The sequence below is a fragment of the Pseudomonas sp. Irchel 3F6 genome (assembly GCF_900187595.1).
In the GTDB taxonomy this organism is placed as follows: domain Bacteria; phylum Pseudomonadota; class Gammaproteobacteria; order Pseudomonadales; family Pseudomonadaceae; genus Aquipseudomonas; species Aquipseudomonas siliginis.
Window position 1 is genome coordinate 195535 of record NZ_FYDP01000004.1, and the last position, 15242, is coordinate 210776.

Here is a 15242-nt window from a genome sequence, read left to right on the forward strand (position 1 = left end):
CGCGTGAACCTAATTATGAAAATGCTGGCCGCACCAGCAACCGTACTGGCCCTCTGGGCTGTCAGCGCTCAAGCTGCGACAAATGACGACATCGCCAAGCGCCTCGAGCCCGTCGGCCAGGTGTGTGTTCAAGGGCAGGAATGCAAGGGTATGGAAGTGGCTGCTACCGCTGGCGGTGGCGGGGGAGCAAAGGCCCCTAAAGACGTGATCGCCAAGCACTGCAACGCTTGTCACGGCACGGGCCTGCTCGGCGCGCCGAAGATCGGCGACAAGGCAGCCTGGAAGGAGCGGGCCGATCATCAGGGTGGTCTGGACGGCATCCTCGCCAAGGCCATCACCGGCATCAACGCCATGCCGCCAAAAGGCACCTGCGCCGATTGCTCCGATGAAGAGCTCAAGGGCGCGATCAAAGAGATGTCCGGTCTGTAATCAGCGCCGGCTTTGAAAAAACCGTCTTCGGACGGTTTTTTTGTGTCTGTGGTTTCTGGTTTCCGATTCATTCAGGCCCTGATCCCTCCAAACCAAACACTGTCCTTTGCAGCAAACTCAAGGCAATCTCGGTCTACCCCTATCAATAGAACGGGCGGGAGGCTTCAGATGGTGCAGTTGTGTTCGATCGAACAGGCGGTGGACGACGTGCTGGCGCGTTTGCCTGCGCACATCCACATGGGCCTGCCGCTGGGGTTGGGCAAGCCGAATCACTTCGTTAACGCGCTATACCGGCGCATCAAGGACCTGCCCGAGCGGCAGCTGACGATCTATACCGCGCTGTGCCTCGGTCGGCCGAATCTGGGCGATGGGTTGCAGAAGCGCTTTATCGAGCCTTTCGTCGAACGCGTGTTTGGTGATTATCCGGAGTTTGATTTTCTCGCCGATCTCCAGCATGACAGCCTGCCCGCCAACATCCGAATCCAACAGTTCTTCATGCAGCCGGGCAGTCTGCTCAACAGCGCGCCGGCGCAGCAGGATTACGTCAGCAGCAATTACAGCCATGCTGCCCGCGACATCAATGCGGCGGGCCTGAACCTTGTGGCGCAACTGCTGGCCAGCAACAGTGAGCATCCCGATCGTCTGAGCCTGAGCTGCAACCCGGACATCACCCTCGACCTGCTGCCGATGATCGCCAAGCGCCGCGAAGCGGGGGAGACCATTGTGCTGGTCGGCCAGGTCCATACGGATCTGCCGTACATGCCCGGCGATGCGGAAGTCGATATCGACACGTTTGATCTGCTGATCGACGAAAAGGACAGCAGCACGCTGTTTTCCACGCCGAATATGCCGGTGGGCTTTCAGGATCATTTCATTGGCTTGCACGCCAGTGCGCTGGTGCGCGATGGCGGTACATTGCAAATTGGTATCGGCTCGATGGGGGATGCGTTGACTGCTGCGCTACTCGCGCGGCAGGCCGATAACGCCGGCTATCAGGCGGTGCTCGATGACATCAACCTCAGCCAATGGGCGCAATTGATTCAGCGCGAGGGCGGCACCGCGCCATTTGCCAAAGGCCTCTACGGTTGCAGCGAGATGTTCGTCAACGGGCTGCTGGTTTTGGCGGATGCCGGGATCATCCGGCGCAAGGTCTATCCGGATGTGCCGACCCAAGAGCAGGCCAACGCCGGCAGCCTAGATGAAGCGGCACAGCCTGACGGTATCTGCGTCCACGGCGGCTTCTTCCTCGGGCCGCGCAGCTTTTATGAACGGCTGCGCGAGTTGCCGCAAAGCAAGCTGCTGGAATTCAACATGACCCGTATCAGCTACATCAACGAGCTGTACGGCCAGGAAGAGCTCAAGCGCTTGCAGCGCATCGATGCGCGCTTCATCAACACCGTGTTCACCATGACTCTGCTCGGCGCCGGCGTGGCTGATCAATTGGCAGACGGACGCGTGCTCAGCGGGGTTGGCGGCCAGTACAACTTTGTTGCTCAGGGCCATGCGCTGGAGGGCGCGCGATCGATGTTGATCCTGCGCAGCTGGCGCGAATCGGGCGGCGAGGTCAGTTCCAATATCGTCTGGGACTACGGCCACTGCACGATCCCGCGGCACCTGCGCGACATCGTCGTCACCGAGTACGGCATCGCCGACCTGCGCGGAAAATCCGACGCAGCGGTGATCGAAGCGCTGCTCAACATCAGCGATTCTCGCTTCCAGCCGGGACTGATCGAACAGGCGCAGAAAGTCGGCAAGCTGCCAAAGGATTTCCGTATCGATCCACGGTTTGCCGATAACACACCGCAACGCTTGCAGGCGATTGCCGCGCGACATCCGAACCTGTTTCCGGAGTATCCGCTGGGCTGTGATTTCACTGTGATCGAACGGGATCTGCTGCGGGCGCTGAACTGGCTGAAGAGCAAGTTCAAGCTGACTGAGATTCTGGAATTGGGCAAGGCAGCGCTGGATGCGCCGGAGGCCTCAACGTTCCCGGAACACCTTGAGCGGATGCAGCTGACCAATCCGGAGGGCCTGAAGGAGGACCTTTTCCAACGCCTGCTGCTCACAGGCCTCAAAGCTACCGCGCAATAACTGCCCACACCAGAACCCACTGTGGGAGCGAGCCTGCTCGCGAAAGCGGTGTGTCATTCACTCAACAGGGTGACTGACACAATGCATTCGCGAGCAGGCTCGCTCCCACAGGGGAAACTCGGTGCCGCTGGTTACTCGATGAAGGTAACGACGCCATCCTTCAGCGATTGCACGCGAGCCAGCGACTCGACGCGGTAGCCCTGCGAGTCCAGTTCGGCGCGGCCGCCCTGGAACGACTTTTCGATGACGATGCCCAGACCGGCGACGGTGGCGCCGGCCTGTTTGATGATCGAGATCAGCGCTTGCGAGGCCTTACCGTTGGCCAGGAAGTCGTCGATGATCAGCACGCGGTCGCTGCTGGTCAGGTGGCGCGGGGAAATGGCCACGGTGCTTTCGGTCTTCTTGGTGAACGAGTAGACGGTCGCCGAGAGCAGGTTTTCAGTCAGGGTCAGCGACTGTTGCTTGCGGGCGAAGATCACCGGCACGCCGAGGTTCAGACCGGTCATGATCGCCGGGGCGATGCCCGAGGCTTCGATGGTGACGATCTTGGTGATCCCGGAGTCCTTGAAGAGCGCGGCGAATTCGTCACCGATCAGCTTCATCAGGGCCGGGTCGATCTGGTGGTTCAGGAAAGCGTCGACTTTCAGGACCTGATCGGAAAGCACGATGCCTTCTTCGCGGATTTTTTTGTGCAGTGCTTCCACAACAGCTTCCTCTGGTGGCGCGATGGGCGCCGAAGGTAGATTAAAAAGTAGTCGATTCTAGCGCTTTAACATCGCGCGTATATCGGCCAATGCGCTATTACCACGCACGGCTTTGACTTCAGTCGGGGTGTCGTCGTTGCCTTCCCAGGCCAGATCGTCCGGCGGCAGCTCATCCAGAAAGCGACTCGGCGCGCAGTCGATGATTTCACCGTACTGCTTGCGCTTGGCAGCGAAGGTGAAGGCCAGGGTCTGGCGGGCGCGGGTGATGCCCACATAGGCCAGGCGGCGTTCTTCTTCGATGGTGTCGGCTTCGATGCTGGAACGGTGCGGGAGGATTTCCTCTTCCATGCCCATGATGAACACGTAGGGAAATTCCAGCCCTTTGGACGCATGCAGCGTCATCATCTGCACACCTTCGGCACCGTCCTCTTCTTCCTGCTGGCGCTCGAGCATGTCACGCAGCACCAGTTTGCCGATGGCGTCTTCGACGGTCATTTCGCCGTCTTCGTCTTTCTCGAGGGTGTTTTTCAACGCCTCGATCAGGAACCAGACGTTGCCCATGCGGTAGTCCGCCGCCTTGTCGCTGGAGCTGTTGGTGCGCAGCCAGTTCTCGTAGTCGATGTCCATGACCATGCTGCGCAGCGCCGAAATCGGATCTTCGCCGGCGCACTGCTCGCGGACCTTGTCCATGAAGCGCTTGAAGCGCGCCAGGCGATCGGTGAAGCGGCTGTCGAGATGTTCGCCCAGGCCAATTTCGTCGGTGGCGGCGTACATCGAGATCTTGCGTTCGGTAGCGTAGTTACCGAGCTTTTCCAGGGTGGTCGAGCCGATCTCGCGGCGTGGCACGTTGATCACGCGCAGGAAGGCGTTGTCGTCATCCGGATTGACGATCAGGCGGAAGTAGGCCATCAGGTCCTTCACTTCCTGACGACCGAAGAAGCTGTTGCCGCCGCTCAGGCGATACGGCACTTGGTGGTGCTGCAGCTTCAATTCGATCAGCTTGGCCTGGTAGTTACCGCGATAGAGAATGGCGAAATCGCTGTACGGGCGGTCGGTGCGCAAGTGCAGGCTGAGGATTTCCATGGCCACGCGCTCGGCTTCGGCGTCCTCGTTGCGGCAGCGGATCACGCGGATCTCGTCGCCGTGGCCCATCTCGCTCCACAGCTGTTTTTCGAATTCGTGCGGGTTGTTCGAGATCAGCACGTTGGCGCAGCGCAGGATGCGGCTGGTGGAGCGGTAGTTCTGCTCCAGCATCACCACTTTCAAGGACGGATAGTCGTCCTTGAGCAGCATCAGGTTTTCCGGGCGCGCGCCACGCCAGGCATAGATCGACTGGTCGTCGTCGCCGACCACGGTGAACTGGTTGCGCTTGCCGATGAGCATCTTCACCAACAGATACTGGCTGGCGTTGGTGTCCTGGTATTCGTCGACGAGCAGGTACCGCACCTTGTTCTGCCACTTTTCGAGAATGTCGGCGTGTTCTTCGAAGAGCTTTACCGGCAGCAGGATCAGGTCATCGAAGTCCACCGCGTTGAACGCCTTGAGCGTGCGCTGGTAGTGGGTGTAGACGATCGCGGCGGTCTGTTCCTTGGGATTGCGCGCGTTTTCCAGGGCCTGGGCGGGCAGGATCAGGTCGTTTTTCCAGGCGCCGATCATGTTCTTGATCTCGTCGACGCCGTCGTCGCCCGCGTATTCCTTCTGCATGATGTCGGTCATCAGGGCTTTGACGTCGGTCTCGTCGAAGATCGAGAAACCGGGTTTGTAGCCCAGCCGCGCATGCTCCTTGCGGATAATGTTCAAGCCCAGGTTGTGGAAGGTGCAGACGGTCAGGCCGCGTCCTTCGCCGGCACGCAACAGGGTGCCGACCCGCTCTTTCATTTCGCGCGCGGCCTTGTTGGTAAAGGTCATGGCGACGATGTACTGGGCGCGGATGCCGCAGTTCTGAATCAGGTGCGCGATCTTGCGCGTGATCACGCTGGTCTTGCCGGAGCCAGCACCGGCGAGCACCAATAGAGGGCCGCCGACGTAGTTCACGGCTTCTTGCTGCCGGGGATTGAGTCGGGACATACGAAAATTCGGGAGTCGTTGACGAAATGGGCCGGCATTTTAACAGGCTCAGCGATTTGTGCTGCTCTGTCCGACTTGTGACGCAACACGCGATTCAAATTTGCCGGTTTTGTTACTTTCACGCAGGATACGCGGGGATTTTGCGGCTAATGTTCTCATTCGTGACACAAAATAACGTTTCGATGCCGTTGTCATCAGACAACGCATTGGTCATTGTTCAGCACACCGGCATAATGCCCCGCCTACATCATTGCAGAGTCTAGGGAGTCAGCTTGTCTACGCCTGTCGAACCCTTGCGTTTGCTGCTACTGGCCGAAGAGCCAGCGTGGACAGCGTTGTTGCGTGAGTGTCTGGCTCCGATGGGGAGCGCGGCGGTGCTGATCAGCGCGCCGAACTGGGATTCGGTCAGCCGCCTGTTCGAAGACAACCGCCACGCGGTACTGCTGACCCTGCCAGCGTTGCAACCGGCGCCCGGGCGTTGCAGCCTGCCGACCGTTCTGCTGCTGGAGCACGAACCGGCCACCGCGCCGGTCGGTGTCAGCGACTGGCTGGTATTCGACGCCCTCGACGCCGGCATGCTCCAGCGTTGCCTGCGCCATGTGCGCGAACGCGGCGTGCTGGAAAACACTCTTCAGCGCCTCGCCGAACAGGACCCGCTGACTGGCATCGCCAATCGCCAGGGCTTTCAGACCCTGCTTACTGCGCGTCTTGCCGAGGGCGACGGGCGCGGTCTCGCCCTCGGCCATCTTGATCTCGACAATTTTCGCCATGCCAACGACGCCCTCGGGCATCAGGCCGGCGATCGCTTGATCCTGCAAGTCGTCGCGCGGCTGAAAAGTCAGCTGGAGGCCGGCGATCAACTGGCACGGCTGGGCAGCGATGAATTCGCTCTGCTGATCGATACCCGCCGCGCGCCGCAACGCGCCGAGTGGATGGCCGAACGCATCACTGAGGCGTTGGCCGAACCTTATTGGGTCGACGGCGAGAGCCTGCTGATCGGCTCCAGCCTTGGCATCGCCCATGCCCGCGCCAATGGCGGTGCCGATCCACTGATGTGGCACGCCCATATCGCCATGCAGCAGGCCAAGAGCACGCAGGGCTGCACCTTTCATATCTTCAACGAACGCATCAACCGCAACGCACGAAGCATGGCCGACCTCGAAAGTGAACTGCGCCGGGCGTTGCGCCGCGATGAGCTGGAACTGCATTACCAGCCACGCCTGAATCTTGAGGACGGCCAGATTGTCGGCCTCGAAGCGCTGGTGCGCTGGCGTCACGGTGAGCGCGGTCTGCTGCCACCGAGTGAATTTGTGCCGCTGGCCGAGCAGAGCGGTCTGATCGTGCCATTGGGTTACTGGGTGATTTCCCGCGCCTTGCGCGACATGCAGGCCTTGCGCGAGCAGGGTCTGCCGGCACTGCACATGGCGATCAACCTGTCGTTCCGCCAGTTTCAGGACAGCCAGTTGCTGCCGACGCTCAGCCGTCTGATTGCCGAGCGCGGCGTCGAGGCGCAGTGGCTGGAATTCGAACTGACCGAAACCGCGGTAATGCGGCGCAGCGATCTGGTCAAACAGACCATGGATGCGCTCGGCCGCCTCGGTGTGCGCTTCTCCCTGGACGATTTCGGCATCGGGTTTTCGTCGTTCGTGCACCTCAACAGCCTGCCCATCACCTTGCTGAAGATCGACAAGAGTTTTGTCGGCGGCATGGAACAGCGCGAAGAGAACCGCAAACTGGTGCACGCGATGATCAACCTCGCGCACAACCTGCATCTGGAAGTGGTCGCCGAGGGCGTCGAGACGCCGGAGCAACTGGAGTTGTTGCGCGGGTTCGGCTGCGATCAGGTGCAGGGTTATCTGATCAGCCGGCCGTTGCCGTTGGATGAGCTGGTGGAATATCTGACGTCTGGATCGAACCAGCAGCCGGCCCTGGAAATCGTCGGTTGATCACAATTGTTGCGGCCGGCGCAAATCCCCGTGGGAGCGAGCCTGCTCGCGAAGGCGTTATGTCAGCTGGATGATCTGGGCCTGACACTCGGTCTTCGCGAGCAGGCTCGCTCCCACAAAGGAAACCCTCATTCGGCCTGGGGGATGTTGAAACCTTGAGCTTGCGGCTCGCGCCGAATCATCCGCTGCATCTTCCATTCGAATGCCAGCGTCAAACTCACCGCCGCACACGCCAGGCCCAGCGCCAATCCCCACCAGACGCCCGTCGGCCCCCAGTTCAAATGGAACGCCATCCACCACGCCGCCGGTGCGCCAATCAGCCAATAGCAAGCCAGTCCGACCAGAAATGTGGTTTTGGCATCCTTGAGCCCGCGAATACAGCCCATGGCAATCGTCTGCGTGCCGTCGAACAGCTCGAACCACGCCGCTACGGCCAGCAGGCTCACCGCCAGACGGATCACCTCGGCAAACGCCGGGTCATTATGGTCCAGGAACAGGCCGACCAACTGGTTCGGCCACAGCCAGAACACCAGGGCGAAGCCGAGCATCACCACGGCGCCGAAAGCGATACCGACACGCCCGGACATCCGTGCATCGACCAGTTGCCCGGCGCCGTAGTGTTGGCCGACGCGCATGGTGATGGCATAGGACATCCCGGCCGGGACCATGAAGGCCACCGACACGATCTGCAGGGCGATCTGATGCGCACCCATTTGCGTACTGCCCATGGTGCCCATGCACAACGCGGCAAAGGCAAACAGCCCGACTTCCACCGCATAGGTGCCGCCAATCGGCAGGCCCAGGCGCCAGAGTTCTTTCAGGTATTGCCGGTTCGGCCGCGACAGACCGGCGCGCAACGGATAAGCGTCATAAGCCGGATGCCGACGGATATGCCATGCCAGCGCCAGTGCCATGCAGTTGGCGACAATCGCCGTGACCAGACCGATGCCGGTCAGACCCAACTGCGGCAGGCCGAACATGCCGGTGATCAGCGCGTAGTTGAGCAGGAAGTTGGCCACCGTGCCGGCGAGGCTGATGACCATCACTGGCGTCGCCCGGCCGATTGCACTGGTAAAGCCGCGCAGAGCCATGAAGCTCAGATAACCGGGCAGGGCGAAAGGCAGGGCGATGAGGAATTGCCCGGCGGCGTTGACGTTGGTTTCGGTCTGGCCAAACAGCAGCAACACAGGTTTGAGGTTCCACATCAGCAGCCCGGCGCCGAGGGCCATCAGCCACGCCAGCCACAACCCGGCCTGCGTCAGCCGCGCCGCGCCGATGATGTCGCCGGCACCCTGACGGATCGCCACCAGTGTGCCGACCGCTGCAATCACGCCGATGCAGAAAATCGACACGAACGAGTAGCTCGCCGCACCGAGGCCGCCACCGGCCAGCGCTTCGGGACTGAGGCGCGCCATCATCAGGGTGTCGGTGAGCACCATCAGCATGTGCGCCAACTGCGAAGCAATCAGCGGCCCCGCCAGCCGCAGAATGGCCCAGAGTTCGGTACGCACAGGATGCTGCATGGTCATCACCACCCAAATATCAGAGGAAGCAGAAGAGCGTCGATTCTCGGCGCTTGGCAGGCTTTGCACAAAGGGATAAAAAGGATGGGTGGCATGATTAATACTCATCCTGAAACGTACCCGCCGGATTGGCTATATCCCCGCTACTGGAGCTTTTTGTATGTCCCGACGCCTTCCGCCGTTGTATGCCCTGCGCGCATTCGAAGCGGCAGCGCGACACAGCTCGTTCACCCGCGCGGCGGAAGAATTGTCGATCACCCAGAGCGCGGTCAGTCGGCACATGCGCACCCTTGAAGAACACTTCGCCTGCCGGCTGTTTCATCGCAGCGGGCGCAACCTGCAACTGACCGAATCGGCACGGCTGCTGCTACCCGGAATCCGCGAAGGCTTCGCCGCCCTTGAGCGCGCCTGCAATACCTTGCGTGCCGAGGACGACATCCTGCGCATGAAAGCGCCATCGACCCTGACCATGCGTTGGCTGCTGGCGCGGTTGAGTCGCTTCCGCCATTTGCAGCCGGGCAATGAGGTGCAACTGACCAGCGCGTGGATGGACATTGATTCGGTGGACTTCAACAACGAACCGTTCGATTGCGCGGTGTTGCTCAGTGACGGGCATTTCCCGCCGGACTGGGAAGCGAGCCTGCTGTTTCCCGAGGAATTGATCCCGGTCGGCGCGCCGAACCTGCTCAATGATCAACCTTGGGATGTAGCGCGTCTGGCGACCGCCGAACTGCTGCACCCGACCCCGGATCGCCGTGACTGGCGCAGTTGGCTGGAGCGCATGGGCCTGTCCGATCAGGTCTCGCTCAAGGGCGGACAAGTGTTCGATACGCTGGAGCTGGGCATGATCGCGGCGGCGCGCGGCTACGGCGTTTCGATGGGGGATCTGTTGATGGTTGCCGAAGATGTTGCGCAGGGGCGCTTGAGCCTGCCGTGGCCTACGGCCGTCGCCAGTGGCCTGAATTATTACCTGGTGTGGCCGAAACCGCGCCCGGGAGGTGAACGTTTGCGCCGCCTCAGCGATTTTCTCCAAGGCGAAGTCCGCGCCATGCAATTGCCGGCGGTAGAGCGCTTGAGCTGAAACGTTCGAGCCGGCACAATGCCACTACTGCGCCATACCCACGCAATCCGCTCAAGTATTCGGTTTTACCGCCGACTACGAGCATGTGGAACCGTCGTGCCGGTTCCGCGTTACACCCCACTATTAGAATATTTTCCGGGCAATTACCGCGATCAAGGAGGATTCGGTGGCTCGGCCAGGAGCTGTTCATGTCTCAACCTCGTGCTCGGATCGCCTCGCAGCTGGGTCTTGCCCTTGCTGTGATACTGGCGATAGTCATCAGCGGCAGTACGGTGTTCGCCTTGCGTTCGCTGGATTCCGCCAACCTCGCCACCCGTGAAGAGCATCTGGCCAGTGAGGCCCGGCTGCTGGCCGATCAACTGAGTACCTTCCACGGTACGCTGCGCGAAAGCACCCTGCGCCTGAGCGGTCTGTTCGAAAAACGCTTCGGCAGTGGCCTGAGTGTGCACCCTGATCAGCCAGTGACCGTGGCCGGCGTGCAGACCCCGGGTCTGCATCTGGGCAACGAAGTGCTGAACAACAACTTAAAGGAAGTTGACGAGTTCAAGCAGATGACCGCCGGTGTGGCCACGGTATTCGTGCGCAGCGGCGAAGACTTCATTCGCGTCAGCACCAACGTCAGCAAGCAGGACGGCACCCGTGCCATCGGCACCGTGCTCGATCATGCCAACCCGGCCTACGCGAAGTTGATGGCGGGGCAGAGTTATGTCGGTCGCTCGCTGCTGTTCGAGCGCTACTACATGTCGCAGTACACACCGGTGCGCGATGCGGGCGGCAAGATCATCGCCGTGTTGTACGTAGGTTTCGATTACACCGACGCGCAGAACGCGCAGTTCGCCAATCTCAAGCGCTTCCGCATTGGCAAGACCGGCTCGCTGGCCCTGCTCGACGAGCAGAACAAATGGCTGGTGCCGATTGCCGGCGTCGAAAACCTGGATCAAGCCGCCCCGACCATCAACAACCTGGTGAAAACCCCGGGCAAGGGTGAGTTCTGGAGCGACAAGGGCGAGGACTTCTACAGCATCGCCGTGCCGTTTGAAGGTGGTCCGTGGTCGGTGGTGGCGAGCATGCCGAAAGCCGAGATCCGCGCGGTGACCTGGAGCGTCGGTACGCAACTGGCGATCGGCAGCCTGCTGGCGATGTTGCTTGCGGTCGGTTCCGTGGTCTGGCTGCTGCGCAGCAAACTCGCGCCGTTGGGCGATCTGGTGCGTCAGGCTGAGGCCTTGGGTGCTGGTGATCTGAGCGTGCGTCTGAACGTATCGAGCCACGATGAAATCGGACAGCTGTCCCGCGCGTTCAACCAGATGAGCCAGGCGCTGTCGACCATGGTCGAGCACATCCGCCGCGCCTCGGAAGAGGTCAACAGCCGTGCGCAGGCGCTGTCCGGTTTGTCCGGTGGTGCTTACGAAGGCATGGAGCAGCAGTCGGGCGAAATCACCAGCATGGCCGGCGCCGTGGAAGAGTTCAGCGCGACGTCGTTGAACATCGCCGACAACATGGGCGCGACCCAGCGCCTGGCGCAGGAAAACGCTCAGCAAACGCAGATCGGCCGCAGCTCGATGGAAGAAGCGTCGTCGTCGCTGGAGCAGATCGCCGGTGCGCTGAACAGCACCGCCAGCGTGATCAACACGCTGGGGCAGCGCTCTCAGGAAATCGGCGGAATTGTCGGTGTGATCACCTCGATCGCCGAGCAGACCAACCTGCTGGCACTCAACGCTGCCATCGAAGCCGCGCGTGCCGGTGAACAAGGTCGCGGTTTTGCCGTGGTCGCGGACGAAGTGCGCAGCCTCGCCTCGCGTACCCGTCAGGCGACCGATGAAATCTCCAGCATGATCCACAGCATCCAACAGGAAACCGGCAACGCGATCAGCACTATGGAACAGGGCAACGTGCTGATGCAGGAAGGCCTGTCGCGCAACGCCAATGTCGCCTCGGCGCTGGCGCGGATTGACGAGCAGAGCCGTTCGGCAGGCCAGCAGTTTGCTGCGATCACCACCGCCACTCAGGAACAAAGCAGCACTGCGACGTTGCTGAGCAGCAATTTGCAGAGCATCGCCTTGGCCAACAGCGAGCAGCGTGAGGTGGTGTCGAACCTGGCTGTCACCGCGAAAGAGCTGGAGAAGCTGGCGGCGGATCTGCGTTCCGAGGTTGACCGCTTCCGTTGATGCATCTTTGAAACAGCTATCGCGAGCAGGCTCGCTCCCACAGTAGTCGGCGTAATTCACAAATATTGTGAAGGCCCGATGTCCCTGTGGGAGCGAGCCTGCTCGCGAATGCTTTTCTCCCACCGCTTCTTTACACTTGCTGAAACGTTTCCGCAGCGCTATAAAAATGGCACAACTCCAATAAAGGCTGCTGCCATGACCCCGCTCAAACTCCTCGTCGCCCTCGGCGCATTCTCTGCCGCTTCTCATGCCATGGCTTGGGACTATGTCCTGCTCGACGCCAACACTCCGGCAAAAAACCGGACGATCACCAGTGAGCAACTCGGTGTAAAAACCGCCAAACCGTTTTCCGTGACCTTGCGTACTCTGCATGGCGGTCGTCAGGAGGGCGTCAGCATCGTCGACATCGATAACGGCACGATGAAACTCTCGGTGGTGCCAACCCGTGGCATGAACGTGTTGCAGGCTTCGGTGGGCGACGTGCGCATGGGCTGGGATTCGCCGGTCAAGGACGTGGTCAACCCAGCGTTCATCGAACTCAACGGTCGCGGTGGTCTGGGCTGGCTGGAAGGCTTCAATGAGCTGGTCACCCGTTGCGGTTACGAGTGGGTTGGCCATCCCGGCATGGACAACGGCGAACTGCTGACCCTGCACGGTCGCGCCGCCAACATCCCGGCCAGCACCGTCACTTTGCACATCGACGAGAAGCCGCCGTATGCCATCACGCTGCGTGGCGAGCTGAAAGAGCAGGCATTCAAGAAAGTCGATTTCTCGGTAGCGACCGAACTGGTCACCGAACCGGGCAGCGCAAGCTTCGCCCTTAACGACACCCTGACCAACAACGGCGACTATGCGAAGGAATATCAGGCGCTGTATCACAGCAATTTCAGCACGCCGTTTCTTGAGCAAGGGGCAAAATTCGCTGCGCCGGTGAAGCAGGTATCGCCGTTCAACGACAAGGCCAAGGGTGACCTGCCCGACTGGCAGACCTATCGCGGGCCAACCAAGGATTACGACGAAACCGTCTACAACGTCGTGCCTTACGCCGACGCCAAGGGCGACACCTTGACTGTGTTGCACAACAAGGCCGGTAGTCTCGGCGTATCCGTTGGCTTCAACACCGAGCAGTTGCCGGTGTTCTCGCTGTGGAAAAACACCGACACCCAGGGGCAGGGCTACGTCACCGGGCTGGAGCCTGGGACGAGTTTTTCCTATAACCGTCGCTATCAGCGGCCGTTGAATCTGGTGCCGACCATCGCCCCAAAACAGCACAAGCAGTTCCAGATCAGCTACAGCCTGTTGGCGGATAAAGCTGCGGTGGATAACGCCTTGAAGCGCGTGACCGAGATTCAGGCCGGGCGTGATACCGAAGTGCGCCAGACGCCGCTGGTTGATCTGACCGAGCATTAAGGTGTCGCCGGCCGGTATTGCAGTGCCTCGGCCAAGTGTTCGCGCTTGATTGCATCGACTTGCTCGAGGTCTGCCAGAGTGCGGGCGACCTTGAGCAGGCGATGGGCCGAGCGCAGCGAAAGCGTCAGCCGTTCACAGGCTGATTCCAGCCATGTCTCATCGGCTGTGGATAACTTGCAGTGCCGCTTCAATCCCGGCAGATCGAGAAACGCATTGGCACAGCCCTGACGCTTCTGCTGTCGTTCGCGAGCCTCGGCCACCAAAGCCGCAGCGCTGGCGCTGTTTTCGCCGGGCTTGGCTGCCGGATTCAACGCGGTTGCCTCCCGCGCCACGGTCAGGTGCAGATCGATACGATCCAGCAGCGGCCCTGACAGCTTGTTGCGATAGCGTTGGACCATATCCGGTGTGCACGAGCATTTGCCGCTGGGTTCGCCAAGATATCCACAGGGGCACGGATTCATCGCGGCAACCAATTGAAATCGCGCGGGGAAACGTACGCGATCCTTGGCCCGCGCGATGACGATATGTCCCGACTCCAAAGGCTCGCGTAAAACTTCCAACACCTTGCGATCAAACTCCGGCAACTCATCGAGAAACAGCACGCCGTGGTGGGCGAGGGTGATCTCGCCGGGTTGCGGTTTCGAACTGCCACCGACCAATGCCGGCCCTGAAGCCGAATGGTGCGGTTGCCTGAACGGCCGCTGCGGCCAGTGAGTCAAGGGAACCCCGCTGGCGACCGATTGAATCGCTGCCACTTCCAGCGCCTCGCATTCGGATAGCGGCGGCAGTAATCCTGGCAGACGACTGGCCAGCAGCGTCTTGCCGGTTCCCGGAGGCCCGCTGAACAACAAGTTGTGCGCCCCCGCTGCGGCAATCAGCAATGCGCGTTTTGCGGCTGTTTGACCCTGCACTTCGTTGAGGTCGGGATAGGGCTTGGCAGCGTGCATCAAACCATCGGAAACGTAGGGCTCGACCGGCGTGTGCCCATTGAAATGCGCCACCGCTTCCAGCAAATGATCGACGGCAAACACCTTGAGGCCCGAGGCCAGGCATGCCTCTTCCGCATTGGCCCGAGGCACCACCAACGCCCGTCCGGCCTTGCGCGCCGCCAGTGCCGCCGGCAGCACGCCACGCACGGGCCGCACGGCTCCAGACAGTGCTAGCTCACCCAGACATTCCACCTCATCCAGCGTCAGACAGGGCACCTGCACACTCGCCGACAAAATCCCCAAGGCAATCGCCAGATCAAACCGCCCGCCATCCTTGGGCAGATCCGCCGGCGCCAGATTCAGGGTGATCCGCCGCGCCGGAAATTGCAGCCCGGAATTGATGATCGCGCTGCGTACGCGATCCTTGCTCTCCTTCACCGCCGCTTCAGGCAGGCCGACCATGGTCAGCGACGGCAGACCGTTGGCCAGATGGACTTCGACGGTAACAGCGGGGGCTTCCACGCCAATCTGGGCGCGACTGTGGACAATGGAGAGGGACATGGTCGTTCCTTGAGCTGAATCGGGGAGCCGCTTCATGCGGGTTTTTGAAGGGTAGTTGAGCCGGGTTTCGGTGCTGAAATAGAGGTTTACAAGACGTATCCAGACCCGATGGGTGTCACTGCTTGCCTGAATTAGAGCGTTGACTCTCGCACGGCATTGAAGGATCCTCCCATTCGAGGACTGCAACTGCGCATTCGTCGGGACTGGGCACCAGCAAAAGCTCCCCCGCATTTTTGGCAGCAGAGAAAGCTGGTTTCTCTGAAGTAGTGACGACGGGCTAGCCTGTCGGATTCTGAACCCAAGGCCGTAAAGCCAGGAGCTAAAGAATCGCTGCGA

General features: G+C 60.9%; 10 protein-coding genes. 6 read left to right on the forward strand and 4 right to left on the reverse strand.

The features are described 5' to 3' along the window. Positions 1-15: 15 nt before the first annotated feature. Both CKW30_RS15390 and CKW30_RS15395 read left to right on the forward strand, forming a co-directional pair. A complete protein-coding gene (locus tag CKW30_RS15390; protein WP_039757383.1) occupies positions 16-429 on the forward strand; it encodes a cytochrome c5 family protein in 414 nt (137 codons plus the stop codon). Positions 430-597: 168 nt separating this feature from the next. Continuing rightward, entirely contained in the window at positions 598-2520 is a 1923-nt protein-coding gene (locus CKW30_RS15395) for an acetyl-CoA hydrolase/transferase C-terminal domain-containing protein (protein ID WP_095181246.1), read from the forward strand. Positions 2521-2651: 131 nt separating this feature from the next. On the opposite strand, the gene CKW30_RS15400 is transcribed toward CKW30_RS15395, so the two are convergent. Together CKW30_RS15400 and rep are read right to left on the reverse strand one after the other, a co-directional pair. Then, entirely contained in the window at positions 2652-3224 is a 573-nt protein-coding gene (locus CKW30_RS15400) for a xanthine phosphoribosyltransferase (RefSeq protein ID WP_016772573.1), read from the reverse strand. Positions 3225-3281: 57 nt separating this feature from the next. Beyond that, positions 3282-5291 carry a DNA helicase Rep gene (gene rep, locus CKW30_RS15405; RefSeq protein ID WP_016772574.1) on the reverse strand — a complete coding sequence of 670 codons (2010 nt, stop codon included), beginning with the start codon at positions 5289-5291 and terminating at the stop codon, positions 3282-3284. Between the two features lie 272 nt (positions 5292-5563). Between rep and CKW30_RS15410 the strand changes: the two genes are divergently transcribed. Further along, entirely contained in the window at positions 5564-7237 is a 1674-nt protein-coding gene (locus CKW30_RS15410) for a bifunctional diguanylate cyclase/phosphodiesterase (RefSeq protein WP_095181247.1), read from the forward strand. Positions 7238-7365: 128 nt separating this feature from the next. Here CKW30_RS15410 and CKW30_RS15415 read toward each other — a convergent pair whose 3' ends face one another. Further along, complete coding sequence (locus CKW30_RS15415) at positions 7366-8760, reverse strand: NorM family multidrug efflux MATE transporter (RefSeq protein WP_095181248.1); 1395 nt, start codon at positions 8758-8760, stop codon at positions 7366-7368. Between the two features lie 160 nt (positions 8761-8920). Here CKW30_RS15415 and CKW30_RS15420 point away from each other — a divergent pair, with 160 nt between their 5' ends. The 3 genes from CKW30_RS15420 (at position 8921) to CKW30_RS15430 (ending at position 13416) form a co-directional block, all read left to right on the forward strand. Next, positions 8921-9841, forward strand: a complete 921-nt coding sequence (locus tag CKW30_RS15420; protein WP_024014781.1) for a LysR substrate-binding domain-containing protein — start codon at positions 8921-8923, stop codon at positions 9839-9841. 188 nt (positions 9842-10029) lie between these two features. After that, positions 10030-12006, forward strand: a complete 1977-nt coding sequence (locus CKW30_RS15425) for a methyl-accepting chemotaxis protein (protein ID WP_095181249.1) — start codon at positions 10030-10032, stop codon at positions 12004-12006. A gap of 195 nt (positions 12007-12201) precedes the next feature. Continuing rightward, a complete protein-coding gene (locus tag CKW30_RS15430; RefSeq protein WP_095181250.1) occupies positions 12202-13416 on the forward strand; it encodes an aldose 1-epimerase family protein in 1215 nt (404 codons plus the stop codon). Here the strand turns inward: CKW30_RS15430 and CKW30_RS15435 are convergent. Next, entirely contained in the window at positions 13413-14906 is a 1494-nt protein-coding gene (locus tag CKW30_RS15435; RefSeq protein ID WP_095181251.1) for a YifB family Mg chelatase-like AAA ATPase, read from the reverse strand. The genes CKW30_RS15430 and CKW30_RS15435 overlap by 4 nt on opposite strands. Between the last annotated feature and the right edge of the window lie 336 nt (positions 14907-15242).